Annotated in this window: 28 protein-coding genes; 5 read left to right on the forward strand and 23 right to left on the reverse strand. The window is 52.9% G+C overall.

Annotated elements, in window-relative coordinates; genetic code table 11:
• Positions 1-162: 162 nt before the first annotated feature.
• The 9 genes from nagA to ccpA all read right to left on the reverse strand — a co-directional run bounded on the left by nagA (position 163) and on the right by ccpA (position 7,886).
• Positions 163-1,323 carry an N-acetylglucosamine-6-phosphate deacetylase gene (nagA, locus tag H627_RS0105705; protein WP_027828161.1) on the reverse strand — a complete coding sequence of 387 codons (1,161 nt, stop codon included), beginning with the start codon at positions 1,321-1,323 and terminating at the stop codon, positions 163-165.
• A gap of 60 nt (positions 1,324-1,383) precedes the next feature.
• Entirely contained in the window at positions 1,384-2,271 is an 888-nt protein-coding gene (locus H627_RS0105710; RefSeq protein WP_035440059.1) for a PTS system mannose/fructose/sorbose family transporter subunit IID, read from the reverse strand.
• Positions 2,261-3,082 (reverse strand): PTS sugar transporter subunit IIC, encoded by an 822-nt coding sequence (locus tag H627_RS0105715; RefSeq protein WP_027828163.1) that lies wholly within the window; start codon positions 3,080-3,082, stop codon positions 2,261-2,263. The genes H627_RS0105710 and H627_RS0105715 overlap by 11 nt, the downstream gene beginning before the upstream one ends.
• A gap of 157 nt (positions 3,083-3,239) precedes the next feature.
• Positions 3,240-3,728: a PTS N-acetylgalactosamine transporter subunit IIB gene (agaV, locus tag H627_RS0105720; RefSeq protein ID WP_027828164.1), complete on the reverse strand. Its 489-nt coding sequence runs from the start codon at positions 3,726-3,728 to the stop codon at positions 3,240-3,242.
• Positions 3,729-3,752: 24 nt separating this feature from the next.
• Positions 3,753-4,928 carry an SIS domain-containing protein gene (locus tag H627_RS0105725; protein WP_027828165.1) on the reverse strand — a complete coding sequence of 392 codons (1,176 nt, stop codon included), beginning with the start codon at positions 4,926-4,928 and terminating at the stop codon, positions 3,753-3,755.
• Positions 4,929-4,955: 27 nt separating this feature from the next.
• Entirely contained in the window at positions 4,956-5,384 is a 429-nt protein-coding gene (agaF, locus tag H627_RS0105730; protein ID WP_051225212.1) for a PTS galactosamine/N-acetylgalactosamine transporter subunit IIA, read from the reverse strand.
• Between the two features lie 16 nt (positions 5,385-5,400).
• Positions 5,401-6,156 carry a GntR family transcriptional regulator gene (locus H627_RS17190; protein WP_051225213.1) on the reverse strand — a complete coding sequence of 252 codons (756 nt, stop codon included), beginning with the start codon at positions 6,154-6,156 and terminating at the stop codon, positions 5,401-5,403.
• Positions 6,157-6,390: 234 nt separating this feature from the next.
• Positions 6,391-6,858 (reverse strand): hypothetical protein, encoded by a 468-nt coding sequence (locus H627_RS0105740; protein WP_027828167.1) that lies wholly within the window; start codon positions 6,856-6,858, stop codon positions 6,391-6,393.
• 23 nt (positions 6,859-6,881) lie between these two features.
• Positions 6,882-7,886 carry a catabolite control protein A gene (gene ccpA / locus H627_RS0105745; RefSeq protein WP_027828168.1) on the reverse strand — a complete coding sequence of 335 codons (1,005 nt, stop codon included), beginning with the start codon at positions 7,884-7,886 and terminating at the stop codon, positions 6,882-6,884.
• Positions 7,887-8,087: 201 nt separating this feature from the next.
• Between ccpA and H627_RS0105750 the strand changes: the two genes are divergently transcribed.
• The gene (locus H627_RS0105750) at positions 8,088-9,194 is read left to right on the forward strand and encodes a M24 family metallopeptidase (protein ID WP_027828169.1); all 1,107 of its coding nucleotides are present in this window, start codon (positions 8,088-8,090) and stop codon (positions 9,192-9,194) included.
• A 282-nt stretch (positions 9,195-9,476) separates the two neighbouring features.
• Here H627_RS0105750 and H627_RS0105760 read toward each other — a convergent pair whose 3' ends face one another.
• Both H627_RS0105760 and H627_RS0105765 read right to left on the reverse strand, forming a co-directional pair.
• Complete coding sequence (locus H627_RS0105760) at positions 9,477-10,049, reverse strand: YtxH domain-containing protein (RefSeq protein ID WP_027828170.1); 573 nt, start codon at positions 10,047-10,049, stop codon at positions 9,477-9,479.
• A gap of 31 nt (positions 10,050-10,080) precedes the next feature.
• On the reverse strand, positions 10,081-10,482 hold the full coding sequence (locus tag H627_RS0105765) for a DUF948 domain-containing protein (RefSeq protein WP_027828171.1): 402 nt from the start codon (positions 10,480-10,482) through the stop codon (positions 10,081-10,083).
• A gap of 124 nt (positions 10,483-10,606) precedes the next feature.
• Here H627_RS0105765 and H627_RS17195 point away from each other — a divergent pair, with 124 nt between their 5' ends.
• Positions 10,607-11,482 (forward strand): mechanosensitive ion channel family protein, encoded by an 876-nt coding sequence (locus tag H627_RS17195; protein WP_051225214.1) that lies wholly within the window; start codon positions 10,607-10,609, stop codon positions 11,480-11,482.
• A 68-nt stretch (positions 11,483-11,550) separates the two neighbouring features.
• A complete protein-coding gene (locus H627_RS0105775; RefSeq protein WP_027828172.1) occupies positions 11,551-12,483 on the forward strand; it encodes a DUF368 domain-containing protein in 933 nt (310 codons plus the stop codon).
• A gap of 329 nt (positions 12,484-12,812) precedes the next feature.
• Here H627_RS0105775 and H627_RS0105780 read toward each other — a convergent pair whose 3' ends face one another.
• From H627_RS0105780 to racE, 5 genes are read right to left on the reverse strand one after another with little or no spacing between them, the layout of a single operon-like run.
• Entirely contained in the window at positions 12,813-13,229 is a 417-nt protein-coding gene (locus H627_RS0105780) for a bis(5'-nucleosyl)-tetraphosphatase (protein ID WP_027828173.1), read from the reverse strand.
• A 1-nt stretch (position 13,230) separates the two neighbouring features.
• A complete protein-coding gene (gene cbpB, locus H627_RS0105785) occupies positions 13,231-13,737 on the reverse strand; it encodes a cyclic-di-AMP-binding protein CbpB (RefSeq protein ID WP_027828174.1) in 507 nt (168 codons plus the stop codon).
• Positions 13,738-13,759: 22 nt separating this feature from the next.
• On the reverse strand, positions 13,760-14,275 hold the full coding sequence (locus H627_RS0105790; protein WP_027828175.1) for a YfcE family phosphodiesterase: 516 nt from the start codon (positions 14,273-14,275) through the stop codon (positions 13,760-13,762).
• Positions 14,272-14,901, reverse strand: coding sequence for an XTP/dITP diphosphatase (locus tag H627_RS0105795; protein ID WP_027828176.1), 630 nt, complete (start codon positions 14,899-14,901; stop codon positions 14,272-14,274). The genes H627_RS0105790 and H627_RS0105795 overlap by 4 nt, the downstream gene beginning before the upstream one ends.
• The gene (racE, locus tag H627_RS17200; RefSeq protein ID WP_051225219.1) at positions 14,898-15,716 is read right to left on the reverse strand and encodes a glutamate racemase; all 819 of its coding nucleotides are present in this window, start codon (positions 15,714-15,716) and stop codon (positions 14,898-14,900) included. The genes H627_RS0105795 and racE overlap by 4 nt, the downstream gene beginning before the upstream one ends.
• 247 nt (positions 15,717-15,963) lie before the next feature.
• On the opposite strand from racE, the gene H627_RS17205 reads away from it, so the two are divergent.
• Positions 15,964-16,455, forward strand: a complete 492-nt coding sequence (locus H627_RS17205; protein WP_051225215.1) for a DUF2507 domain-containing protein — start codon at positions 15,964-15,966, stop codon at positions 16,453-16,455.
• Between the two features lie 294 nt (positions 16,456-16,749).
• Positions 16,750-17,658 (forward strand): hypothetical protein, encoded by a 909-nt coding sequence (locus tag H627_RS17210; protein ID WP_051225216.1) that lies wholly within the window; start codon positions 16,750-16,752, stop codon positions 17,656-17,658.
• Positions 17,659-17,742: 84 nt separating this feature from the next.
• Here the strand turns inward: H627_RS17210 and dltD are convergent, their stop codons facing one another.
• The 7 genes from dltD to H627_RS0105845 all read right to left on the reverse strand — a co-directional run bounded on the left by dltD (position 17,743) and on the right by H627_RS0105845 (position 25,206).
• The gene (dltD, locus tag H627_RS0105815; protein WP_027828177.1) at positions 17,743-19,023 is read right to left on the reverse strand and encodes a D-alanyl-lipoteichoic acid biosynthesis protein DltD; all 1,281 of its coding nucleotides are present in this window, start codon (positions 19,021-19,023) and stop codon (positions 17,743-17,745) included.
• Entirely contained in the window at positions 19,020-19,262 is a 243-nt protein-coding gene (gene dltC / locus H627_RS0105820) for a D-alanine--poly(phosphoribitol) ligase subunit DltC (RefSeq protein WP_027828178.1), read from the reverse strand. Before dltC ends, dltD begins: the two co-directional genes overlap by 4 nt.
• Before the next feature lie 23 nt (positions 19,263-19,285).
• Positions 19,286-20,503 (reverse strand): D-alanyl-lipoteichoic acid biosynthesis protein DltB, encoded by a 1,218-nt coding sequence (dltB, locus tag H627_RS0105825; RefSeq protein WP_027828179.1) that lies wholly within the window; start codon positions 20,501-20,503, stop codon positions 19,286-19,288.
• Entirely contained in the window at positions 20,500-22,023 is a 1,524-nt protein-coding gene (gene dltA / locus H627_RS0105830) for a D-alanine--poly(phosphoribitol) ligase subunit DltA (protein ID WP_027828180.1), read from the reverse strand. Before dltA ends, dltB begins: the two co-directional genes overlap by 4 nt.
• A 41-nt stretch (positions 22,024-22,064) precedes the next feature.
• Positions 22,065-22,214, reverse strand: coding sequence for a teichoic acid D-Ala incorporation-associated protein DltX (locus H627_RS19645; protein ID WP_063515765.1), 150 nt, complete (start codon positions 22,212-22,214; stop codon positions 22,065-22,067).
• A 227-nt stretch (positions 22,215-22,441) separates the two neighbouring features.
• Positions 22,442-22,753 (reverse strand): thioredoxin, encoded by a 312-nt coding sequence (trxA, locus tag H627_RS0105840; RefSeq protein ID WP_027828181.1) that lies wholly within the window; start codon positions 22,751-22,753, stop codon positions 22,442-22,444.
• A gap of 86 nt (positions 22,754-22,839) precedes the next feature.
• Complete coding sequence (locus H627_RS0105845; RefSeq protein ID WP_027828182.1) at positions 22,840-25,206, reverse strand: endonuclease MutS2; 2,367 nt, start codon at positions 25,204-25,206, stop codon at positions 22,840-22,842.
• Between the last annotated feature and the right edge of the window lie 130 nt (positions 25,207-25,336).

The following is a 25,336-nucleotide window of genomic DNA, read 5'->3' on the forward strand; positions in this document are numbered from 1 at the left end:
GTTTAATCATGATCGCATCTCACTCAACAAAAACGGCCTGACTCCGATCGAATACCGGACTCAGGCCGTAGCGTAATTATTTTTCAAACTGTCTAACTTTTTTGTTGCACTTCACTTCCTCAATCGAGGCGCGAGTCGCTCTTTTTAGTGCAGATCAAGTTGTTATTCTGCGGCGTTATACCGTTCCTGACCGTTCAGGTAAGTCTCAGCTAACGACATGTCATCGTTCAACACGATGTAGTCGGCGGCGCGGCCTGGGAGGATCTGACCGCATTGGTCGGCGATGCCGCTGGACTTCGCCGGGACGTAGCTGCCCATCAAGACGGCGTCTTGGGGGGTCACACAGTTCCAGTCAACGACGTTCTTGATGGCTTCATTCAGCTTCAGAATGGAACCAGCTAAACTGTCGCCGTCCTTTAAGCGCGCCATGCCGTCCCTGACGTAAACGGGGAACTCGCCTAAGACATAGTCGCCATCGGGCATCATGCCGGCGCGCATGCAGTCGGTGATCAGGGCGACATGTTCCGGACCCTTTTCCCGAATCAAAATATTAGCCACTTCCGGCCGAATGTGGTGGCCGTCGCAGATCAGTTCATCATCGACCCGCTGCAAGAACATCGCCGCCCCGACCATGCCGGGTGCCCGGTGGTTCAACCCGCTCATACCGTTGAAGGTATGGGTGAAAACGGTGGCCCCGGCTTCGACGCAGGCTTGTGCCTGTTCAAAGGTCGCGTCGCTGTGACCTAAGGCGACCACGGTGCCATCTTGGCTGACCCGGCGGGTAAATTCCACGGCGCCGTCCCGTTCCGGTGCAATGGCAATCTTCTTCAGCAATCCCTTAGCGGAAGATTGCCATTTTTCGTACTTATCGTAGCTCGGATCCGTGAAGTACTTCGGATTCTGGGCCCCTTTATGTTTCACCGTGAAGAACGGGCCTTCAAAGTAGATGCCTTGAATCTTGGCACCCTTCTCTTCCCCAGCGTGGTTTCCGATGGTCTCACATACCGCGTTTAATTGGTCAAAGGATCCCGTCAGCGTCGTGGGCAGCCAGCTCGTCACCCCGGCTTTCAATAAACCTTGACTCATGTCCTGGATGCCGGCCCAGTCGTTGTCCATTACATCGTGGCCTAAAAGACCATGAATGTGAGTGTCAACCAGTCCCGGGGCGATCCATTGCCCGGCCTTTTCGACGATCTTACCGGTCGGTTTCTGGCTTTCTGGAAAATACTGGCCAAAATTACCCTCGTCGGTGACTTCCAAATAGCCGCCGTTTTCAGCGTTTGACGGTAAGAAAAACTTTGCCGCGTGAATGTAATAACTCATCGAATGATTCCTCCTCGAAAATGTATGTACTGCGGCGGGGCTGCCGCCGCAAATACCTAATTACTTGATCACTGCCGGCCATGCGAACAGACCGACGGCGGCACCAACTAATCCAATCAGCAAGGTAATACCAATCAGCGTCAGCGGTGAACGCCCTTTCTTCAGCATCCAGTAGCAGAAGAAGACGTAAGCCACTGGCATCAAGGCCGGCATGATCTTGTCGATGATCCCGGTCTGGATGTTCATCTTCATCTTCCCGATGGCAACAACATTGTTCGTCCCAGTGAAGGCGAACTTGACATAGCTAGCAGTTAACCCGCCGACTACAGCCAATCCGATCATAGTTGCTGCACGAGAGATTTCCTGGGTCTTCTCCCGCATTGTGGCGATGGCCCGAGTCCCAGTATTGTACCCATAATCCATCAGCCAGAACAGCAGGAAAAAGTGGACTGCGTTGAACAGAATCAAGAACAGGATAGGGCCGAAGATGTTGCCTTGTTCAGACAGCGATACGCCAATACCACCGGTGATCGGCAGCAGCGTCAACCAGAACAGGGCATCCCCGATACCGCCCAGAGGACCCATCAAGGCGACCTTGATGCCCCGGATGGTGGACCGGTTTTCCTTGTTTTCTTCCATGGCGATGATGATCCCTTGAATGAAGGTCACCAAGAAGGGGTGGGTGTTGTAGAATTGCAGGTTATCCAGTAACGAGTAGCCCAGGTCCTTCTGGTTGGTATGGATCTTCTTCAACCCAGGAATCAAGCTGTACGTCCAGCCGCCGCCCTGCATCCGTTCATAGTTGAAGGATGACTGGAGCATCAGAGAACGCCATACCATCTTGTGCAGATCCTTTTCCGTGATAACCTTGCGGACCGTGGGGTCTTGGTAGGTATCAGGAATCTGGGTCTGTTCTACATCCTTAAATGTTTTTTCTTCAGATGCCATTGCTGTAATCCTCCTCATCATCGTCAGTGGTGGGCCCAGCCGGTACTGTCTGACCGCCACCGCCACCAGAACTCTTGCGGTTCTGATTAGCGAAGTAGTCGTAAGCCGCGAAGGCCGCAGCCAGCAGCGCGATCGGTAAAATCTCCATGTGCAGATACGCCGCGGCAATGAAACCAGCCACAAAGAACGGTGCATACTCGATCTTCCACATGATCTTCAGCAGCATCCCGAACCCAACGGCGGGCATAATACCGCCGGCGGCTTGGAACCCGCCGAGAATCCAGCGCGGAATTGACTTGACTACTGGCGTAATCACGTTTTGACCGAACAATGCCGGCAGGAAGCCCATAATGAAGAACCCAACAAACAGGATTGCCGGTTCGATCCAGGCCATCCAATCCAACCGCTTCGTGTCGCCGTTCAACCCGGCCACATCCATGGCATGGGCCACAGGCGCCATCCCGGTGAACAGCAAGGTGATCAGCGCTTGCACTGCGACGGAGAACGGTACAGCCACGCCGACGGCTGTCGTGGGACTTAACCCAGACAGAATGGCGAACAGCGTCCCAATGACCCCGCCTATAACGACGTTAGGCGGTTGCGCCCCAGCCAGAGGCACCATGCCAGCCCAAACCAGTTCCAGGGTACCACCGGTAATGATCCCGGTGGTCGGCTGCCCTAAAATAATACCGATGACGGCACCGGTCACGATGGGCCGGTGAATATGCGTCAGGCCGTTGAATTGGTCGATAGCGGCGATCCCCGCCCATAAACCAACTAACAACGCCTGCCAAATTGTGACGTCATGCATACTTTTCTTCCTCCTCTATTGAGAGAGTCTGCCAGAGCCGGCCCCACTATTGAAATAATCTGGCTCCGACGTGATCATGGCAGCGCCGCGGCGGGGATTCCAAGAAGACTCCCCAAACCAAGTTCCGCCGCGGCGGTAATCACTTCACACCAGTGTTTTACGCCTTTGCAAGCAAATCCATCATATCCGTTTCTTTCTCGTTCGGAATGCCCTGCACGGAGAGCTCAATGCCCAGATCGTGCAGCTCCTTAAATGTTGCAATATCGTCTTCCGTAACGGAAATCGTCGGTGACAGCTGTTTCTTCCCTTCCGCAAAGTGCAAATTGCCGATGTTCAGCTTCTTAATGGGAACCCCGCCTTTGATGAGCCGCAGCGCATCTTGGGGGGTACGAACAACGAGTAAGATTTTTTGACTCGGGGCCGCATGGCCAATGACTTTGATGGTCTTGTCGATACTGAAGAAACGCATCCCCACCGTATCCGGCACCACCATCGTCATCAGGTTCTGCTGGACGTCGTCCTTCGCGACACCATCATTGGCGACGACGACCAGGTTGGCGCCGATGGTGTTGACCCAAGTCATTCCGACTTGACCATGAACCAAGCGGTTGTCGATCCGGGTTACAAGAATATTGGGTGTTGCCATAGAAAAGACCTCCTAGATTAAATGCTATGCGTGATAATCATGCAGAATAACGCCTTTGACGACCCGATTCACCGTACCGGTGGGAGACGGTGTGTCCGGTGTATTGCCGACCTTAATGGAACTCAGCAGAGCAATCGTTTGCGCGGCCATGACGTCCGGCAGCGCTTGATAGGCTTCCGGCAGATTTGGGGTGCCCTTGGCGAAGAAGAAGTTTTCGCCGCTGAACTGGCGGCCGTGATCAGTCCCAATACCGACGATCCGCTTCGCGATATGGTCCCCGTTGATTTCCTCCAACACATCAATATCGTAATCCCGGGTATAGGTGTTGTTGCTCAGAAAATCGAAGACCAGCGAACGGTCGTTGACGAAACTCTTGGGACCATGGCGGAAGCCCATGGATGTATCAAAGACAGTGGCGATCTTACCCGCCGTCAGCTCCAAAATCTTGAGCTGTGCTTCCCGGGTCAAACCGCCCAGACTGCCGGACCCCAAGTAGGTGATTCGGTCAAAGTCTTCGTCCACATAACTTTGCAGTTCGCTCTCCCGAGCCACGACTTCTCGGCCCATGGCCGCGATCGTCTTGACATATTGGCCTTTTTCGGCCTCGCTGCTGTGAGTATCAAAGACCAGTACGGCGGTGAGAGCCATGCAGCTGAAGCTGCCGGTCATGGCAAAACCTTGATCGTTAGCACCAGCTGGCTGGAGCAGCACCAGGTTGTTTTTCTCGCCCTCAGCCCGTTGCGCTAAATGGCCCTCCGGTGCACACGTGATCGTAATTTGATACAGCGTCTTGACCAGCTGCTCAGCTAATTCGACGGTCTTGACACTCTCCGGGGAATTTCCAGACCGGGCGAAGCTCACCAGCACAGTAGGCATATCCGCTTCGAAGTAGTCATACGGGGCAGAAACTAAATCTGTCGTGGCAATTGCTTGAAATTGGAAGTGGGCCCGATCACCGGTCCGGTTCAAATACGGGGTGATCGTGTCGCCAACGTAAGCCGAAGTGCCAGCGCCAGTGAAAATCACCCGCACACCCGTTGGATTTTCGGCTTTGATCCGATCCAGGTACGCCTTGATTTCCGGCGTCATTGTCTCGTAATTCGACCATGCCTCTTCCCACAAATCAGGCTGCTGCTTGATTTCCTTCGTGGTAATCTGGGCACCCATCTTCGTTAATTCTGCTGTGGATTTCTCAAACATAGTCCATTAATCTCCTCTTTTAAAAAGCTAAATACCGTCTTCATCGTCTGCTGCCGCCTGCCGCGGCCGACTCTTATAGGCCACAACTCCGGCCTTGCCGGCTTGAAGGGCCACCGTGGTGAATTGGCCGACGGACAGCTCCCGCTGGAACAAAACTTCCATGACCATGGACACATTGGTACCAGCCATGACGGTCGTTTCCTTGTGCTGTGTGTGATACAAAACCGCCTGATTAAACGGTGTGCCGCCGGGAATGTCGGTAAAGAACGCGACCCCGGACACATCGCCTAAATCCTTGACTGCTTTGGTTAAGTGTGTCTGTAATTCTTCTGCGGTCATGCCCTCGGTAAAATCAACGGCCTTCAATTTCTGTTGACTGCCGCTGAGCAGCTTGATCGTACTGACAATACCGCTGGCAAAGTGACCGTGGCCGGTAATAATAATACCAATCAACACTGAACACCCCATTCTGTTAGTCATTGATCGCCGGGTGCCGAACGGCAATCCCGGGATTCACATGATGCACTTGATAAACGAACTGATCGCCCCGGGACACGCTTAAGGTGTATTCCACCACCCGATCCTGGGTATCATACGTGGTACGCTGAACATTGAGTCCCGGCGAACCACTGGGCACACCCAATCGATGCGCATCCTTAGCGCTGATAATACCAGCATAAAACGCCTCGTTTGCCCGCTGAATCGCCACATTGTAATCCGTTTGCATCAAGTGATACAACGAGTGGTTGGTCAACCGGGCAGTGGTCAGTTGGGGAAAAACTGCGGCTGGCAGGAATGTTCGTTCAACCATCATCGCCACGTCATCTGCCCAACGGATCCGTTTCAGCTTGTACACTGGTGCACCCAACGGCACATGCATTTTTTCAACCAAAAACTTGGGTGCTTCCATTAATTTCAGATACACAATATCGGTATGGGGCACTCGCCCCATGGCCCGCATCTGATCCGAAAAACTGTACGTCGTGGTTAAGTCGGTGGGATTGGCCAACCGGTTAGCGACAAACGTACCGCGGCCGTGCTGGCGGTAAATATACCCCATCATTTCCAACTCATCCAACGCCATCCGAACTGTGTTGCGGCTGACTTGATACTGCTTACTGAGTTCCCGCTCCGACGGCAGCCGATCATGAGGCTGCAATCCGTGGGTAATTTTCTCGCGCAAGAGATCGACGAGCTGCTCGTGCAGTGGTTGTTCATACTTAGCCATGCGCCTATCACCTCACTGGTTCACTGGTACCAACCACATTGTCATTGTAAATTTACCAGTCTGTTTTTGTCAAGTAATTAACAATAAAAGACTAATATATATGAATCCGCTGTCTAAATTTGTTCTCGGGATAAGGGCTTACAATGTTATTAAATCGGCCTCGAACACAAAAATGGCAGATGCCAATTGCTTGGTATCTGCCATGTGAATAATCCTGACAATTCAGGCGAACACTTATTTGACTGATCCCTGATCCCGGGTACTGGTACCCTTTTCGCGAATCACGGCCTGGACATCCGCCATCAGCTTCGTCAGCGGGGTGACCAGGATCCCATGGTCGGTCAGCCAGTGGGTGAAGTCAGCAAAGTCTGCTTTCGTGAGGATCACGCCCCACAACTGCTGCTGAGCCGTCAACGGTCCATAAGTGGTATTGAAATCCACCCGCGTCTTTTGGGTAAACACAAAAAATTTGCCCAAGGCAAACTTGGTTTGGCGCTGGGGGGTCTTATAAACAACCAATTCCTGGCCGGCAACCCCAATGTACCCAGTGCCGCTGCGGCCTAGCCACGCATGGTCAAAACGGTGTTTGGCCATGTCCTGCTTGGCCCGTTTAGCCTTGAAGTGATTGCTCAAGTAAATGAACTCAAAGATCAAGAGGACGACAAAGAGAATCACCCCAATGATCACTGACCATAGCCACATGGGGAAAGCTCCCTTCTACTGCCCTACTTCTTGGTTGAGTTGCGTTCGGCAATGGTGAACGGCAGCAGCACGGTCTTGTCCGTCACAGCTTCCTTGTTCATCATCTTGGTCAGCAAACGCATGGCCACAGCACCGATATCGTACAGTGGTTGGGAAATGGAGCTCAATTGCGGCCGGGTGATCTCGGTCAGGAAGGTGTTGTTGCTGGTGATGATTTGGAAATCATCCGGCACTTTCACGCCGTGATCCAAGGCACCATCCAGCACACCGACGGATAACTCGTCATCAGCGACATAGGCGGCGTCGGCGCCAACGGCCTGCAACTTATCCCACAATGCGGCACCCGCGCGGAAATTATAATCCGTTTCGAAGACCAGATTGCCATCATAGGGAATCTTGGCCTCCGCTAATGCTTCATTGTAGCCAGCCAAGCGATACTCGCCGTTGATCGGTTCATTCATCGCGGTGGAGATAAACGCAACTTTCTTCGCGCCCTTTTGCAAGAGCAGTACCACGGCATCTTTCACCGCCGTTTTGTAATCGATATTGACACTAGCGACCTGCTCGTCAGGATCAACCGAGCCGGCCAGCACGATGGGCGTCTTGGCCCGGCTGAATTCTGCCCGCACCGCGTCGGAAATGTTATGGCCCATGTAGATCAGACCATCCACCTGCTTGGCAAACAAGTTATCCAACGTGCTGACTTCTTTCTGACTGTTCTCATCAGAGTTAGCCAAAATGATGTTGTACTTGTACATCGTCGCCACGTCATCGATCCCGCGGGCCAAGGTGGAGAAGTAAATGTTCGTGATATCGGGGATCACAACGCCGACCGTGGTGGTCTTCTTGCTCGCTAATCCACGAGCTACAGCGTTAGGCCGATAATCTAGTCTCTCGATGACCTTCAAAACCTTCTGGCGCGTGGCGGGCTTGACATTGGGGTTGCCATTGACGACCCGGGAAACAGTCGCCATGGAGACGTTAGCTTCCCGTGCGACATCATAAATTGTAATAGTCTGTTTATCCATACACATTTACCTCACATTTAAGATTCGTTTTCAATTCAACAGTAAAACAATACCAGACGCTGGCGGCAAATGCAAGCGTTTTATTGAAATTTTCATGAAATCTCTCCGATTCATTTACCGCTCATTTTCTGTAACCGCCCCAACCCGGCCCACCGGGCCCTATGCTATACTGGCATTAACCTAATAAAGGAAGTGTCGGGTATGAGTCACTTAGAGCAACTTCAGCACTGGATCACTGAGCAGCACGTGGATGCCGCCTACATCAGCGACCCTACGGATATCAACTATTTCACAGGTTTTTACAGTGAACCGGAGGAACGTGTTTTGGCATTGTTCGTCTTTCCAGATGCTGCACCATTCCTGTTTACGCCAGCACTGTCCGTGGAAGCAGTCAAGAAAGCAGGCTGGACTGGGGATGTTTACGGGTATCTGGACCAGGAAGATCCGTTTGCCTTGATTGCTGCCCATATTAAAGAACGCAGCCGGACAAATCACGCTTGGGCGATTGAGAAGGACGTGCTCCCCTTCGGTCGGTATGAAGCTATCCAGCGCGAATTTCCAGACGCGGTCTTCCCCGCTGATGCCTCCCGGTTCATTGAACAGCTCAAGCTGATCAAGTCGCCGGCAGAAATTGCGCTCATGGAAGCCGCCGGCCGTGAAGCGGATGAATGCTTCCGGGTCGGCTTCGACGCGCTGCGCACCGGTATTACAGAACAAGGCGTGGTGGCTGAAATCAACTATGCGATGATGAAGCAGGGTGTGATGCACATGAGCTTCGACACCATCGTCCAGGCGGGTGTCAACGCTGCTGACCCCCACGGTGAACCAACCGCTGCCCAGGTCGCACCCAACGAACTGGTGCTGTTCGACCTAGGCACCAATCACCAGGGATACATGAGCGATGCCAGCCGCACGGTGGCCTATGGCGAACCGACAGCCAAGCAGAAAGAAATCTTTGACGTCTGCTTGGAAGCGCAATTAACTGCCATGGATGCAGTGAAACCGGGCTTGACCGCGGCAGAGCTGGATAAGATTGCCCGAGATATTATCACCAAGGCCGGTTATGGGGAGTATTTCATCCACCGCTTGGGTCACGGTATTGGGACCTCTACCCATGAATTCCCATCGATCATGGCGGGCAATGAGATGGTCCTGCAACCCGGCATGTGCTTCTCCATTGAACCAGGAATCTATATTCCAGGAGTCGCTGGCGTGCGGATCGAAGATTGTGTCCACGTTACTGAGACTGGCGGTGTACCGTTTACCCATACGGATAAGCAGCTGCAAGTGATTCCGGTACGCAGCTAACTGGAATCGGATCAAGGTCCGCTCTTTGTACGCCGTGCCAATGCTCCGCAAGCTGCGGCGGATGGGGCTGGAACGCCATGACGGCGTTTTGAGCCTGCTGCGCAGTCTCAAAATCGCCTAACCACATCGGCGGCAAAGCCGCCGTGTGGTTTCCATGGCTGAGCCCCATCCGCCTCCGCTTGCTACGCATTGGCACTAGCACGCCTTATACTTTTTAGTTCCATCCCAGCTCCAAACAAAAAGCAGCCCCATGGGGACTGTTTTTTGTTTGGACTCACTTAATTATTGTTGGTCGGCTGAATCTGTTGGCGCCTGCGGCGTTTCGGGAGTCTGGACGGCGCTGGCTGGAGCCGCGGGTTGGGCGGGTTCAGCCGCTGGGGCCGGATCAACGGCTTGCGGATTCGTATCAGTTGCGGTCTGGGATTGATCCGCGTCGGCACTTTCCTTGGCCGCTTCGAAGGCTGACTTCCCGTCGATGACAATATCATCAAAGTCTTCATCGTCGGCGTTGTCTTCCGCCTGTCCTAAGTCATCGCCTAATGCATCGGTGGCGGCATCAAAAGCGTCACGGTCCGGCTTCATGGCCTCTTCGTGCTTGGCATTGATGCTGCCGGTAAGATCAGCCAAGGTCGCTTTCAAATCTTCGATCTTGTCACCCGCTTGATCCCGCAGGGAATCGCCCAAATCGGTAGCATAACGATAATAATCCATCACCCGATCTTTGCCGCCTGCACTCTTTTTCTTCAACTTATCAGTTAACTGTGCACCAGTCTTCGGAGCCAGCAACGTCGCAGCAGCGAATGCCACTGCCCCGCCAATCACGAAACCAATTAAGAAATGCCCTTTTTTCGCCATAACGCTAACTTCCTTCCTAAATTATCGATGATTATTTACGCCGGAACAACCGCATCGCTCTGCTGGCTATACCGACCTCTGCGGTGCGCTTGCCGCCGCGTTTGACACTAGCCACCAAGTGCCGGGAGCTGGAATTCAGATCTGAAACCGTTTCTCCCAGCTCACCAATGGCCTTGAACAAAGGATCTGTGTCGGCCACCTTACCATTCACGTCATCCAGCAAGGTGTTGGACTTCACGAGCAGCGCCTCCACCTGTTGGGTCAAGACGTCCACGTCGCCGGTGACCACATCCAGCGTCTTAGTCGTTTGGGCCACCGTTTCGTTAACACTGGCCAATGCCTTATTGACCTTCAGCAGCGTTGAGATCAGGAACACGACCAAGAGAAGAAAAGCAATGGCCGCAATCAACGCTGCAATTTCACCACCTGACATATCATTCACCATCCGTTCGCTAACTAACTTACTCATTCCAGAATACCATCAATAGAGGGCGCCTTCAATTAATAACGGCGCTCGTGGTAAACTAATAGCAGACTTTTTGAAAGGGGGCGGCCATGTGTTTTTAGCCGCAAACAGTGGGACGAGTGACACCTTAGACACTTGGGAGGCTTTTTTAGCCAAATTTCGCTGGCAAAATATTCTGGCGGTACTCGCTCAGAAAACCCTGACCATCCTGTTTTACACCATCCTCTTCGTTATTCTGCGGAAAGTGGCGCGAGTGGCATTGCACCATCTCTTTCGCCGGTATAGACAGAAGGGCAAGTATGCAGTGGCCCGCGTCGCCACTATGGATACCTTAGTCACCAATGGCACGAATTATGCCCTATGGTTTTTATATTTCTATGCGATTCTGTCAGCGCTCGGCGTTCCAGTCGGTACATTGATCGCTGGTGCTGGGGTGATTTCCCTCGCGTTAGGGCTGGGGGCTCAAGGCTTCGTCAGTGATGTCGTCACCGGGTTCTTCATCCTATTAGAAAGACAATTCGATGTTGGCGATGTCGTTCAAATTGGCGAAATCACTGGCACCGTGACCGCCATCGGCATTCGGACCACCCAAGTCACCAGCTTCGACGGCACGTTGAACTTCATTCCGAACCGGAATATTTCCATCGTGGCTAATAAATCTCGGGGCGATATGCGGGTTTTGATCAGTGTCCATGTCTTTCCAGCGACCCCCATTGACCAAGTTCAGGACATCATCGCCGCGGTGAATAAAAAACTGGTACCGAATTATCCGGATATCACCGACGGTCCCCACGATTTGGGTATCACCGACTTGGGCAAGGGGGACTTAGCCCTGCAAGTCCAGATGAAGGTCAAAAACGGGGCCCAGGTCACGGTGCAAAATGCGTTTCTGTCTTCTTACCTGCAAGCTATTCACGAAGCGGGCATTGATCTGCCCACCAGCACGCTGAACCTAACCAAATCTTAGTATCAGTTTGCACAAGGCTCTGCTATGATGGATATACAACGCTTGTTTAAAGGAGAACATGATATTTTATGCTCATGAATATGATCAAAGGCTTCCTCATCGGCATCGCCCTTGTCGTTCCTGGCCTCTCTGGGTCCATCTTTGCCGTCGTGGTGGGAATTTATGAACCCTTGCTGAATAGCGTCAACCATTTCCGCAGCGACATCCGCCGCCATTCCCGGTTCCTCGGACCAGTGGCCGTGGGCGTCGTGGTGGGTATTCTCGCCTCCACCAAACTGGTCCTCTACTTAACCGAGGCCTTCCCCATTTTGGCTTACGCCTTCTTCACGGGTTTGGTCTTGGGCGTGATTCCCTTTGTCCTGAAGAAAATGCGTCAGATCCGGTTCAACCCCCTTTACTTGCTGCTGAGTGTCGGCGGCTTTATCATTATCTGGCTGCTGGCCCAATTGGGTGACACCACCAGTACGACCAGCGTGGCGATTCGGCAAGTGACCAGCATGGCCGATGCCGGCCTGCTGCTGTTTGCTGGGCTCTTCTCCGTATCCTTGATGGCCATTCCCGGGATCTCCGGGTCCGTCATGCTGATGGTGATCAACCAGTACGGCACCGTCTACTACGCCGTCAGTCAGCTCACTGATGCCGCGGCCCTGCTCCTCCGGGGCAACGGCCGGGCCTGGGGGATGATCGGCACGAGCCTCCTGGTGCTGCTGCCCTTCATGATCGGTGCCGTCGTCGGTCTCATCCTGATTGCTAAACTGATGGAATGGCTGCTCAAACACTTCCCCGCCCAGGTCTACTACGCCGTCCTGGGCGTCGTCATCGCCGCCATCGCCATCCTCCTCCAAACCGGCGTCCTCCCCCCATTCGCCACCATGGCCGCCAGCCAACTGACCATCCAAGTCATCGGCGCCTTCGTCCTTACAGTATTGGGTGTGATCTCCGCTCTATTCTTCGACAAACCGGAGGAGAAAGTCGTGGAAGAAGAAGTCCGCGCTTTGTAAACTCGCAGAAAATCAGTACGAAAATAACGCAGCCTAACCTTCTCAAAAGAAGATACGGGCTGCGTTTTTTGTTTGGCAATCGATAATGATTTTTCTGCAGATCTAGTGCCAATGCGTAGCAAGCGGAGGCGGATGGGGCTCAGCCATGGAAACAACACGGCGGCTTTGCCGCCGATGTTGTTAGGCGATTTTGAGACTGCGCAGCAGGCTCAAAACGCCGTCATGGCTAGCTACGCCTGCGGCTTCGCACTTGCTGCGCTTCGCCAGCCCCATCCGCCGCAGCTTGCGAAGCACTTGGCACGGCGTACAGAGCACCAACCTAATCCCACTCACTGTTTCAACAGATACTCATTCGCCTTTTCCAAAATCACCTTCAACGACTCATACGTCAGCGTCATGTGCGCATCCTCATAGTTAAACCAATCAATATGACTGATCTCACTCGCCTGCCGCGTGATCGCCGGATCACCATGAACTTCGGCCAAGTAAATAATCGTCCGCTTCTGGTTCCCATTCGGCAGCGGATACTCGTCGACCTGCTTAAAATCAGCCGTATCCACGTGCACGTGCAGCCCGGTTTCTTCCCGGATCTCCCGCTCTGCCGCTTGTTCATCAGTTTCGTCGCCTTCGACGTGGCCTTTGGGGAACCCCCAAAAATGACTCGTGGCACTTTCTTCCAATAAGTACTGCAACTCACCATTGACCCGGCGATACACCACCGCACCAGTGGAAACTTCTAACGTCATGCTACTTCGGTCCTTTCATCGCGCTGGACACCGGTTGCTGAATCGGCACCAGATCGTATTCTTTATTCAGATTATGCACCAGCTCATTGAAGCTCTTCATATACTCCCGCCGGGTAATGATCCCGACGAAAATCCCATCGTCGTCCACCACCGGCAGAAAGGGATTGTCGACCAGCAGATGGAGAATCTTTTCAATATCCACCAAATCACTGACGATGCTGTCGGAATCCGGCCGTTCGACCACGTCCGCCACTTTCAAGTGATCCAGGGGCTCCAACGACACATGGTCCAGCGCCAGCATTTTATCGGTGATCATCGCTAACGAAATAAAACCGATGAAGTGGCTCTCATTATCCAGCACCGGGATCTTGGCGTAGCGGACTTTCGTCAGGACCAAAAAAGCATGGCCTAACCGGTTATCCATATTGACATTAGCGACCACATCCGCCGGAATCAAATAATGTTCACTATTTTGTAAAAGGAAACGTTGTAACTCAGGAATGATCATGCTGTTTGGAACTCCTTTCGCATCAGCGTTGGAACGTTTGGTGCAGCTTGGGGATAGGCGTCAACTGATGGTCGTAGAAGACTACATCCGCGGTGGTGGCATTGATCGTCACCACTGCACACGTCCCGCCATATTGCTGATAGCTGCGCGGTTGAGAAATCGACCCCGGATTAAGTACCAGCATCCCGTCGGCCATATGCGCTTCGAGGGTATGGGTATGTCCATAAAAGGCACAATCTGCATTCACTGCATGGGCCCGCTCCTCCAACCGAGCGGTGCCCATGGAAACGCCTAGCCGGTGGCCATGAGTCTCATACACCGTAATCCCTTTGACCTTTTCCACTCGGGCCATGGGAAAGCCGGCATCAAAATCCATGTTGCCGCGGACGGCGTACATCTTCTGCCAAATCGGATCATCGGCAGTCAGTTCTGAATCACCGCAGTAAAAGAAGGCGTCCACGGTAGTTTCAAATTGGGCAAGGATCGTCTCCAAAATATTGTGGTCCCCGTGGGTGTCTGACACGACGAGTGCTTTCATGCCTGATCCTCCTCTTGGGCCGCCCACCAGACCGGCCATTGCTGCTCTAAACGGCGCATGGCAATGCCCCGGTGGCTGACGCCGTTCTTTTCTTCCGGGGTCATCTCGGCGAAGGTCTTGCCCAGCGGTGGGAAATAAAACAACGGATCGTAGCCAAAGTCGTTATCGCCCTGGGGCACGGTCAAAATCTCACCGCGCACCTCGCCAGAGACGATCAAATCGGCGGTCGGCCGATCCGGCCAAGCCAGAACCAACGTGGAATGGAATGTGGCCCCCCGCTGGTCGCGGGGCAGCCCGCCCATTTCCACAAGCACCTTAGCGTTATTGGCGGCATCGTTATGATCACCAGCATAGCGGGCCGACCGAATCCCGGGCATTCCGTGCAGCGCGTCGATCATCAAGCCGGAATCATCAGCCGCCACGGGCAGCTGCAATTCATGGGCAAAATGATCTGCTTTTAACTGAGCATTCTCTTTAAAGGAATGCCCAGTTTCATTCACTTGGCGGGCATCTGGATAATCCAGCAACGTTTTAATGGTCATGCCCGCCTGAGCAAACATTTTGGCAAACTCCCGGGCTTTGCCCGGATTTTTGGTGGCGACCACCAACATCTTCGGCATGGTCATTCGATCCCTTCTTTCGCTGCCGGAACGGCCGGCAAGTCTTCTACGGCGACGTGGGCCACGGGCAGCGCCGTCATCCCCAGCCAGTCTTCTGCAATATCTTTAAACATATCTGGCGAACCGGTGGTAAACAGTTTGGGTGCTGCGGATACAGTGTGATCCAAATTGCGAATGTCAAAGTAATCCAACAGAGCCGAAATTTCACTCACTGTTTCCGCCCCCGAATCGATCAGGGTCACGTCCGGCCCCATGAAGTTCTGAATCAGCGGCCGCAGCAAGGGATAATGGGTGCAGCCAAGAACCAAAGTATCAATGTCCTTGTCAGGCAATTGACCGAGCGTTTCGGCTACGATTTTTTTCGCGACCGGGGAACGATATTGGTTGCTTTCCACCACCGGGACAAACTTGGGGCAAGCCATCGTCGTCACGTGCACCTGCGGCGCCTGGGCATGGATCGCCCGGTCATAGGCATGAGAGCGTACCGTACCGGCCGTGCCGATCACTCCGATATGACCGTTGCGGGTCGACCGGATTGCGGCGCGCACACCCGGGGGGATCACGCCGACTAAGGGCACATTCAGCGCCGGCTTGATCACTGGCAGGGCCTCAGCCGTCGCGGTATTACAGGCAAAAACAACCATTTTGACGTCGAACTGCAATAAAAACTTAGTCAACTGCCAAGAAAAATCCTGAATTTGTTTCGCCGGCCGCGGACCGTAAGGCATGCGGGCCTGGTCGCCGATAAAGATATAGTTTTCATTAGGTAATTGCCGCACGAATTCCTTGATGACGGTGAGACCGCCCACGCCGGAATCCATAAAGCCAATCGGTCGTGGATCTGAACGCACACTATCAGTCCTTTCTCGAGTCTTTATTATACCATGCCCCTGATGCACCCGAGTGGTCTGCACCCGTTCCCTAGCGGATTCTTCATGTTTTTCCAGACCGGGCTTTCCCAAATCTTACACACTCTTCAGGGCATCAGAAAGTGATTGATACCGGTTGCACACTTTTCTCGCCGAGCAAAGTTCGGTATAATACTCTGCGAGATGGAGGCAAATTCGGATGACCAATTCTTTGTACGATCAATTGCACCAAAGCCGCTTCAGCGTTGCGCTGCTGCGGGATGTCGCCCTGCCCATTGCCTTGGGTCGGGACCACACGAATTTAGAGTACTGGCTGGGTAAACAAATCGCCCGGCAGCTCCCGGTGAGCAACGAAGATCAGCTGCCCGTCATTGCCGCCCAGGCTGACTTCGGGACCTTAACCATTACCCATGACCGGCGGGCCAGCATCACTGGGACACTCACCGGACCCGTGGTCACGGGCCGTCTCGCCCAGGCAGCGACTCCTAGTTTTGCGTTAGAAACCGGCTGGCTCGCCCAAGAATGGCAAATGCTGACGGGTGTCTTCACGGAAGCCACCTACAGTATTCAAAAAGGCCAGGTCCTGATCAGTCTGCATCAAGATGCTAAGGAAACTCTGACTGCGACTGAACAAACCCACGCCGAACCAATCACGCCGCTGCAAACCAGCGCCGACCAGCCCCAATCGTAACCCTTCGCCGCCAGGTATCAGACACTGATGTCTGGCGGTTTTTTATTTCCATTGACGACTATGTCATGCTCGTAACTTCTTCGTAACGTTGGTCATGCAACGTTAATATATCGCCTATCCCTTGCGTACCAACCGATTGAGCGCCTAGATAATTGGAATCAAGTTCTACCCTCTTGGCAAATACATCAAACATGTTATTATTATTTGTGGCCTGTGACGCAGGTTGTTGTTCATCGAAGAATACGATATGGCAATCAAATTGCTGAATGTCTTAAGACAGAGAGGAATGTATGTATGTCTCATAGTAAAGCACTGTTCAGTCTTGGTTTAAGCGCCGCCGCTCTGGCTGGCACGTTAGCTCTTGGTCACGGTCAGGCGCAAGCCGCCACGGTTGGTACAACAACATATACGGAGGGCGCCACGACCGTTTGGCAGTCTCCGTCATTCAATCGTCCCGCACGCTATTTGACCGCTGGTCAGCAAGTCACAATTCAGAATACCCAAACCATCAATGGCACGACGTGGTACGAAGTCGGCACTAATGAATGGGTCCCGAGTCTTTATATGAAAACGAGTGACAACACCACAGCGGCGCAAACATCGACAGCCAGTGCAACGGCTGGTTCTGTGAAAGTTACTTATCAGGGCGGGGCCACCACCGTGTGGACCGCGCCAAACAGCGGTAAGGTATCCTCGTACTTAGGTGCCGGCCAAACGGTTTCGTATACTGAAACAGCTCAGCAGAGTAATTTAACTTGGTACCACGTCGCTAGCGGTTGGGTACCCAGCAGCTACGTGACGCCGGCTAACGGTCAGCAGACGACCGCCCCGGCACAACAGGCAGCAACGACAGCCGCAACGATCCAGCAAAGTCAGCAGCAGGCGACTCAGGCGCAGCAGAGTACAGCCACCGCTTATAGTGCCAATACGCAGCAAGCTGCCAGCAGTACCGTGAAGGTTTCCTTCTACGATCCGGCTGTTCTAGGCTCCAGCATGGGCTATAACGGCGTGGCGGCCAACCTGTCGATCTATCCCAAGGGTACCCGCTTGAAGATCACCTTGGCGGATGGCACCGTGCTGCACCGGACAGTGAACGATACTGGTACGTTCGTAGCCAGCAACCCGTATCAAATCGACTTAGCTTGGCCGAATGCCTCTATTCCTTCTTATGGGGTCACCACCGCCTCTGTATCCGTTGAATAATTCCGTGTTCCAGAACAATTAAAGGCATTAGAAAAACCACCGCAACTCTTGTTGATCAAGACTTGCGGTGGTTTTATTGTTGCGTCATTTACCGGCGCGCATATCCGGAATATCCCGCGGCTCTTTCTTCTGCCACGTTTTGGTGTAAAAACTCTTATTGATCTTGTACTTAGGAGTCGGCTGCTGATTCTCCAGGAACGGCCGCACCGCGTCATCCACTGCCAGCCAGCCGCGCCAGCCTAAGTGAATCGTATCCTGCATGAAGTAAGGCTGATTGCCCTGATCAATGAGGTCTTCGATGTGGTTAAAGCCCTGGGTGCGCAGCTGATACTGAATCTTTCGATCGAATAAGTCCAGCATTTCCTGACTTAAGCCCGTGTACTTCGCCCACTTATCATTCACCGGCGGGATCACGAACATGGGTGTGATTTTATGCCGACTGAAGAAATCCAGCAGCAGCTGAAAATCAGAAAACTCTGGACCGTAGTCATAGTCAAACCCAATCTGAGAATCCTTGAGTTTGCCGACTACCGGCCGGACCCGCTGATCATAGAACTTGTTCTGGATGCCAAACTGGTTGTTGGTCGTTTCGCCCTTCCCCATTTGTGTCGCCAGATCGTCTAACACCCAGGGGGCGTATTGGGACGGCAATGTTTCTTCGCCCTTCGCGATCGTCCCCCGGTTGTCCCGCAGGAACAGCTGGCTGAACAGACTGTCTTCGTGATCGTACAGCCGCCCTGACAACCGCAGGTAAGTCTTCTGCCAATTGGTCAGCGGCACGCCGGCCTTGACTCGAATAATGGCTTCCGTCAGAGTCGGGTTGGAAGATCCAGACGGCAGTTGCAGCAGCCGGGTGGCGGCATATTCCGCCATTGGATCGTTGGCTTTCGCCTTTTCCAAGAAGTTATTGGTTTGCAAGTTGGAGTAGTAATAGCTGAACATGTTGCGTTGGATCCCATTCCAAACGAACCATTGGGGTGAGATGATGACGACAACTTTTTTACCAGTTAATTCTTTACCCGCAGTTTGCAAGGAGAAGAAATGGGTCAGCGACTGGGTACCAGCGGATCCGAGTAGGAACGGCCGGTAATTGCGCCGATATTTTGTCGCCAGGACGGAGGGGTGGAATGGATCCATCCGCGATAGTTCGGAGGACCCAATGAAGGGCACGTAGTTTTGGTCAAACGCCGCACTCTTTAATAAGTTGCCCTTAAAGACATTGGGCGACAGTGAGACAGCGGCCTTTTCCACGTTGTCCTGGCGCGACTGACCATAGTTGCCGGGCCAAAACAGCAACACGACGACGCCGAGCATCGCGATGAGAATGGGCCCGAAGATCAGCCATAACCGTTTGGCCAATTTCATTGTTGCTGCATCTGCTCGACTTTCGCAATGATCTTATTCGGCGTATCCCATTGCGTACGGTCAAATTCAGAAACCGGCACGTTGACGTCCAGCTGCGACTGTAATTCCAATAACAACTGCACCGTACCCATGGAATCCAACAGACCGGATGTGAACAAGTTCTTGTCCAAATCCTCTTTAACCTCGTCAGAACCGGTTAAATCGCTCAAAATATCTAACACTGTGTCTTTAACTGCCATAATGAACCCCTCCAAAAAATTAATTATCTGAACCAAAGCCGGTCAAGGAACCCGGAGAAAATCAGGAAACTGAAACAAATTGTGTTGAACGTCAGTAAAATGGCGATGGCCTTAGTAAAGTGATTGCTCGGGAACGCATCCTTATGCTTGCGTTTGAAGCGAATCCAGGCATCGGTCAAGATCATCACCGTGGCGTGGAACAGACCATACACAATGTAGTACCAAGTCTCGCCATGCCACACGCCCATAATCATGAACAGCAGCAGATACCCGAGATTGGCGATGGTCACTCGGTTCTTGATCCATTTGTGCTTCATAATGAAGAACACGAACCGCATGTAGATGTAGTCCCGGAACCAGAAGGACAGTGTCATATGCCACCGATTCCAGAAATCCTTGATATTATGCGAAATCCAAGGATAGTTGAAGTTCATCGGTGTCTCGACCCCCATCATGTTGGAGATCCCGACAGCGAACAGACTGTAGCCGGCAAAGTCGAAGAACAAGTACATACTGTAGCAGTACATGACCCCGACCAGCGGCCAGGACAAGTCAAGAAAACCGCCCCGGGCCTGCATCGCCTGCCGCTCCAGGTTCGGCAGCAGCATCGTGCCGAAGATGTAGCCCATGATGAATTTGTAGAAGAAGCCAAGGAATAAGCGATCCACACCCTTGCCCAGCAAGTCCAGGTACTTTTCCCGGGTCAAAACCCGGTCGTAGTCCTTTTCAAACCGGCGATACCGGTCAATCGGCCCCGACGAAATGGTCGGCATGAACAGCAGGAACTGCAAGAATTTAACCGGATGGAAATCTTTGATGAAGCCATCCCGGGTTTCCATGATCATACCCACGGTCTTGAAGGTCAGGTAAGAGATCCCCAGAAAGCCGATAATACTTGACTGACCATGATCAAACAGCGGTGTGAACTTAACGACGGTCAAGGGTACGATGGCTAGAACCACTGACCAGAAGAATACGCTGAATTTATTCGGCGAATCCTTTTTCGTGCGGTACCGGATATACAAGGCGACAATAGCGTATTGCCATATGGTGTAGCCGATCAGGGCGACACCCTGGGTCCATTTGCGCCCGTCAAACATCAGAAACAGGAAAACAAAGGAAACCAGCGTCTCGTACCAGTGCGACCGGGCCCCGTTTAAGCGAACGATGATCGCTGGTAAGAGTGCGATCACCAGCAGAACGAAGTAACCCGGATTTTCGTATGGCTGTAAATTGATCATGAAGGATTGACCTCGGCAATCAATGCTTTGCGGTCAATCTTACCGTTGACCGTGAGCGGCAAACTGCTCTTTAAATCAATCCGTTGGGGAATCATGTAGCTCATTGCCGTCTGTGTCAGCTGCTTCTTCAAATCGGCCACATAGGCCCCCTCATCCAGCGGCTGTTTCTTCGGGACCACGAACGCTACCAGCTGGGTTACTTTGTGCTGACTGTTGTACTTGGGTACGACACTGGCCTGTTTCACCGGAGCCAGGGCGTCTAACGCATGGTCGACATCCTCCAGCTCGATCCGGAAACCGTGCAGCTTCACCTGGAAATCGGTCCGCCCGCGATAGAAGATCAGGCCGTCCGCATCCACGAAGCCCAGGTCCCCAGAACGATAGGCGTGGTGGGGACCATCCTGGAAGAAAGCGGCCTTCGTCTTTTCGGGATTATTGAGATACCCCTTGGACACGCTGGGTCCTTCAATAATCAATTCGCCAAGCTGACCGGGGGCAACGCGCTGACCCTTTTGGTCAATGGCATACATAACGGTGTCTTCCTTGGCATAACCGATAGGCAGGCGATCGTATTTCGCGGTGATTGCTTTTGTGATTTCCACAGCAGTTACAGCGACGGTCGTTTCCGTCGGGCCATAAGTATTGAAAATCTTTGCGTCTGGGAAACGGTCAATCAAAGTATTGGCCGTCTTCACCGTCAACTCTTCGCCGCAGAACAAGAAATACTTCAGATCTGGGTAGTTCTCTGCCTTGAAATTCGGATCCAGCAGACAAATCTCAATGAAGGACGGGGTCGATACCCATTCTTCTATGTGCAGTTCCGGCAAAGCCTTGAACAGCAGCATGAAATTATCTGTGGTCCGCTTGGGCAGCGCCACCAGATTCCCGCCTAAGACCCAACTGGGATAAAGATCCATCACCGAGAGGTCAAAGGAATACGGTGCTTGAGCTAAACAGCGGACACCTGCGGGCAGCGAAAAGTCGCTGATCGCCCAGTTGACGTAGCTCAGCAGGTTGTTGTGGCTGATCTGAACGCCCTTGGGTACCCCGGTCGTGCCCGAAGTGAAGATGATGTAAAATGTCTCATCACCGCGGACGGACACCCCGTGGTCATAGTCAGTCGCACCATGCTGACGCACGGTCGCCATTTGTTCCGGTCCATAGATCGGCAAATCAGAGAAGCTGACCGGCAAGTGCTCTGTCGCTAGAATAGCTGCCGGCTGGGCCACGTCATGAATCTGCTGGATCCGTTCATTGGGTGAATGGGTATCAATGGGGATGTACCCATGGCCCGCCTTAACGGCCCCCAGGAAGGTGGCCACCATGGCGAAGGTCTGCTCGCCATAAACAATGACGGGGGCCTTCTCCGGCAAGTGCTGCGCTTGCAGGAAGTGAGCAATCCGGTCGGCGGCCGCGACTAACTCGCCGAAGGTATACGTATGGTCTTCATACGTGTAACTAAGCCGGTCCGGATGCTCCTCCGCAATTTTATCAATTTGAGAAATGATGTTATCTATCATGGCTGCGAAGCAATCGCTGCTTCTTTTCCCCCTCGCTCGTGTCAGAATTCATTGTAAATAAACTTGCTGTTGTTCACGCCGCTGTAGCTGTACAAATACGTCAGCACCAGAATGATGATGAAGTAAAAGACAGTCTTGACGACGAATTGGAACACGGGCCGGTGCCATAGGGCAAGCCACTGTGCTTTCATCCTAATCCCCTACCTTTTCAAACGATACAACCTTAATTATAAAGTTCGTTTTCAGCAAATACCAGTCAGACGACTGAGACAATGTCTAACAATGTTGTTAGATGCCTTGCAAACCTACTTATACCATAACATTTCAGGAGTGTTACAGGACGAAAGAATGCTTAAGAAAATGCAATGGCCGAAAAAAAAGCCGGTTATCTTCGCGATAGCCGGCCGGTTGACCTGTTTTAGTCAGTATATTTAGCGAGCGTGGCGGTCAATTGCTCTTTGGATTGGTAACCAACGAGCTGTTCAACGACCTTCCCGTCTTTTTTAACAATCAAAGTCGGGATGGCCATGATACCGAATTGCTTCGGGGTATCCGGGTTTTCATCCACGTCCATTTTCGTAAACTTAACATCTGGCTGCTCATCGGCTAGTTTGTCGATAACCGGTGACTGCATGCGGCACGGGCCGCACCACGTGGCCCAGAAATCGGTCAGGACAACGCCATGATCGGTCTCTTGGGCAAATGTCTTATCTGTAACAGCTTTGACCAAGGTGTGCACTCCCTTTCTTTTCTTACATAAGTTTAGCAAATATGTGCGCCAATTTCAACACTTACAAAAAATAAGTGACAGGCAATTTACTTAAAGACGACGATCGTCGCCCCATCCCCGCCGGCTTCCGGCGGCGCATACTTGTAACTCTTGATCTGACGATGCTGTTTCAGGTACTCCTGGACCCCATTGCGGATGGCGCCGGTGCCTTTACCGTGGATGATCGTCACCGTTGGATAATTGGCCAGCAGCGCCTCATCCATGTATTGATCCAGATCATGCATGGCTTCTTCATATCGTTTGCCCCGCAAATCCAAGGTGGGCGAAATAGCCGGACCGCGATTGCTGACGTTGACGATATGCCGCTTTGGCTCTTTGTCCTCCGGCGCCTCTACCTTGGTCAATTCATCGGTGGGTACCTTCATTTTCAAAATACCCAGCTGCACTTCCCAGTGGGTATCATCAGACTTGCTGAGCAAGGTGCCGACCGTTCCGTAACTGGCTACTTGGACGTCATCGCCGGGCCGCAGCGTTTGCTTCTTTTTCTCCCGCCGCAGGACCCGATTGTTCTTGGCTGACGGTGTGCTGTGCAAGTCTTTCAGCGCGGTGCGCGCCGCAATCAGCTTGTCTTCCTTGACACTGCTGCCGCCGCCGGTGAGCTGTGCCTGCCGCAAATCCGCGATGATCTTGTCCGCCTTGGCTTGTGCCTTATCCACCAGCTTATCTGCCTGCTGCTGGGCCTTTTGCAGCTGGGTGTCCTTGTCTTTGAGAAATTCTTCAAAGGCCGTGTTCAGCTGTTCGTGCAGCGTCGTGGCTTCATCTAGTTGATGCCGCAGTTCATGATACTCGGTCTCCGCGGCTTTCCGCTGATTTTCCAGATCGCCGATCATTTCATTCAGGTTTTGACTTTCACCATCCAGCAGCTGCTTGGCCCGATCCACGATCTCCTGATTCAAGCCCAGCCGGGCAGCAATGTCAAAGGCATTGGACCGGCCCGGGGTGCCGATCAGCAGACGGTAAGTCGGCTGCAAGGTGGTGATGTCAAACTCCATACTGGCGTTGATCGTCTGCGGCGTATTATAACCATAAACCTTCAATTCCGGATAGTGGGTCGTCGCGACGACGTCCGGCCCCATGGCCCCTAAATAATCCAAGACGGCAATGGCCAAACTGGCCCCTTCCTGGGGATCGGTACCGGCACCGAGTTCGTCGAAGAGCACCAGACTGCGCTTAGTCGCCACGTGCAGAATGCTGATGATATTTTTCATGTGCCCAGAAAAAGTCGATAGGCTTTGTTCGATGGACTGCTCGTCACCTATATCGGCCAAAATCTCATCATAAATCGCCACATGGCTGTCTTCGTTAGCAGGAATAAACATCCCTGATTGCGCCATCAGTTCCAGCAGCCCCAAGGTCTTCAGCGTAATCGTTTTACCACCCGTGTTGGGTCCGGTGACCACGATCGTATGGAAGTCTTTGCCCAAATAGATATCATTGGGGACGACTTTCTTAGGATCAATCAGCGGATGGCGGGCTTGGATCAGATCCACGTATCGGTCCGCATCGATAATCGGTTCAGTGGCATTGATTGCCCGAGCGTACTGGGCCTTCGCATTCACCAGATCCAGCTCAGCCAGAATGTCCGCGTTAGCCTTCAACTCGTTGGTATACGGTGCGACCAGCTCAGCCAATTCAGCCAAAATCCGCTCAATCTCCCGCTTCTCGTCAATTTGCAGCTGGCGCAGGCGGTTGTTCATTTCCAATACAGCTTGCGGCTCAATGTAAAAGGTTTGACCGCTGGCGCTTTGGTCGTGGACGATCCCGCCAAACCGATTCTTATACTCAGCCTTGACCGGGATCACATAACGATCATCCCGCAGCGTAATGATTGCGTCAGTCAGGTACTGGGCTTCTTTGCCCCGGGTGTATTGTTCCAATCGAGTGCGCACCGCGCCCTCAGTTTGCCGCATGCCCGTGCGGATGCCCTGCAGCTTGCTGCTGGCAGTATCCAATACCGTGCCGTCTTCGTCCAAAGCCCGATTCAAAGCCCGGGTTACAGCTGGCAGATCCACTAACTGGTCCACCAGATCCGGCAAGGCGCGCAGCATCTGATCCTGATCATCAGCAAAATCACTGAAGAAATTTTTAATCGAGGCAGCCACCGCCAGCACCCGGCCAATTTGAGCCAGTTCGCTGCCGCTTAAGGTGGCGCCGATTTGCAGCCGCTTCAAGTGCGGGGTAATGTCCACCGTTTTAGTGATGGGATACCCGCCCTTGAGGCGGTGGAGGGCCATGGCGTCCGCGGTCCGGTCAATATTCTCTTGCACGGCACCGGCAGTATCATCGGGGGTCAGTGCCAAAGCCAGCCGCTTACCGGCATCGCTGACGGTATAGCTGGCCAACTGATGCAGGACCTCAGGATAATCCAGAGTTGCTAACACTCTGGTATGCATAGCATTACCCACTTTCTATAGTGTGTTTTTTCCATGAAAGGACTGAAATAGAAGCGGTCTCTGATGCGCCGGGCCAATGCTCCGCAAGCTGCGGCAGAGCATTGGCCCTCGGTTCGTCAGACATCGAATT

The sequence above is a fragment of the Schleiferilactobacillus harbinensis DSM 16991 genome, assembly GCF_000425885.1.
GTDB classification, from domain to species: Bacteria; Bacillota; Bacilli; order Lactobacillales; family Lactobacillaceae; genus Schleiferilactobacillus; species Schleiferilactobacillus harbinensis.

Bases quoted from the DNA above. Each gene is read 5' to 3' on its own strand.
- H627_RS0105845 (WP_027828182.1), bottom strand. From the start codon at position 25,206: ATGCATACCAGAGTGTTAGCAACTCTGGATTATCCTGAGGTCCTGCAT.
- ccpA (WP_027828168.1), bottom strand. From the start codon at position 7,886: ATGGATAAACAGACTATTACAATTTATGATGTCGCACGGGAAGCTAAC.
- H627_RS0105795 (WP_027828176.1), bottom strand. From the start codon at position 14,901: ATGACCATGCCGAAGATGTTGGTGGTCGCCACCAAAAATCCGGGCAAA.
- H627_RS17190 (WP_051225213.1), bottom strand. From the start codon at position 6,156: ATGGCTAAGTATGAACAACCACTGCACGAGCAGCTCGTCGATCTCTTG.
- H627_RS0105725 (WP_027828165.1), bottom strand. From the start codon at position 4,928: ATGTTTGAGAAATCCACAGCAGAATTAACGAAGATGGGTGCCCAGATT.
- H627_RS0105740 (WP_027828167.1), bottom strand. From the start codon at position 6,858: ATGTGGCTATGGTCAGTGATCATTGGGGTGATTCTCTTTGTCGTCCTC.
- H627_RS17205 (WP_051225215.1), top strand. From the start codon at position 15,964: ATGACCAATTCTTTGTACGATCAATTGCACCAAAGCCGCTTCAGCGTT.
- agaV (WP_027828164.1), bottom strand. From the start codon at position 3,728: ATGGCAACACCCAATATTCTTGTAACCCGGATCGACAACCGCTTGGTT.
- dltC (WP_027828178.1), bottom strand. From the start codon at position 19,262: ATGGCAGTTAAAGACACAGTGTTAGATATTTTGAGCGATTTAACCGGT.
- dltD (WP_027828177.1), bottom strand. From the start codon at position 19,023: ATGAAATTGGCCAAACGGTTATGGCTGATCTTCGGGCCCATTCTCATC.
- H627_RS0105790 (WP_027828175.1), bottom strand. From the start codon at position 14,275: ATGAAAGCACTCGTCGTGTCAGACACCCACGGGGACCACAATATTTTG.
- H627_RS0105780 (WP_027828173.1), bottom strand. From the start codon at position 13,229: ATGACGTTAGAAGTTTCCACTGGTGCGGTGGTGTATCGCCGGGTCAAT.
- H627_RS0105710 (WP_035440059.1), bottom strand. From the start codon at position 2,271: ATGGCATCTGAAGAAAAAACATTTAAGGATGTAGAACAGACCCAGATT.
- H627_RS0105760 (WP_027828170.1), bottom strand. From the start codon at position 10,049: ATGGCGAAAAAAGGGCATTTCTTAATTGGTTTCGTGATTGGCGGGGCA.
- dltB (WP_027828179.1), bottom strand. From the start codon at position 20,503: ATGATCAATTTACAGCCATACGAAAATCCGGGTTACTTCGTTCTGCTG.
- H627_RS0105750 (WP_027828169.1), top strand. From the start codon at position 8,088: ATGAGTCACTTAGAGCAACTTCAGCACTGGATCACTGAGCAGCACGTG.
- H627_RS0105775 (WP_027828172.1), top strand. From the start codon at position 11,551: ATGCTCATGAATATGATCAAAGGCTTCCTCATCGGCATCGCCCTTGTC.
- H627_RS19645 (WP_063515765.1), bottom strand. From the start codon at position 22,214: ATGAAAGCACAGTGGCTTGCCCTATGGCACCGGCCCGTGTTCCAATTC.
- H627_RS17210 (WP_051225216.1), top strand. From the start codon at position 16,750: ATGTCTCATAGTAAAGCACTGTTCAGTCTTGGTTTAAGCGCCGCCGCT.
- H627_RS0105715 (WP_027828163.1), bottom strand. From the start codon at position 3,082: ATGCATGACGTCACAATTTGGCAGGCGTTGTTAGTTGGTTTATGGGCG.
- racE (WP_051225219.1), bottom strand. From the start codon at position 15,716: ATGGATTCCGGCGTGGGCGGTCTCACCGTCATCAAGGAATTCGTGCGG.
- dltA (WP_027828180.1), bottom strand. From the start codon at position 22,023: ATGATAGATAACATCATTTCTCAAATTGATAAAATTGCGGAGGAGCAT.
- H627_RS0105765 (WP_027828171.1), bottom strand. From the start codon at position 10,482: ATGTCAGGTGGTGAAATTGCAGCGTTGATTGCGGCCATTGCTTTTCTT.
- nagA (WP_027828161.1), bottom strand. From the start codon at position 1,323: ATGAGTTATTACATTCACGCGGCAAAGTTTTTCTTACCGTCAAACGCT.
- cbpB (WP_027828174.1), bottom strand. From the start codon at position 13,737: ATGATCATTCCTGAGTTACAACGTTTCCTTTTACAAAATAGTGAACAT.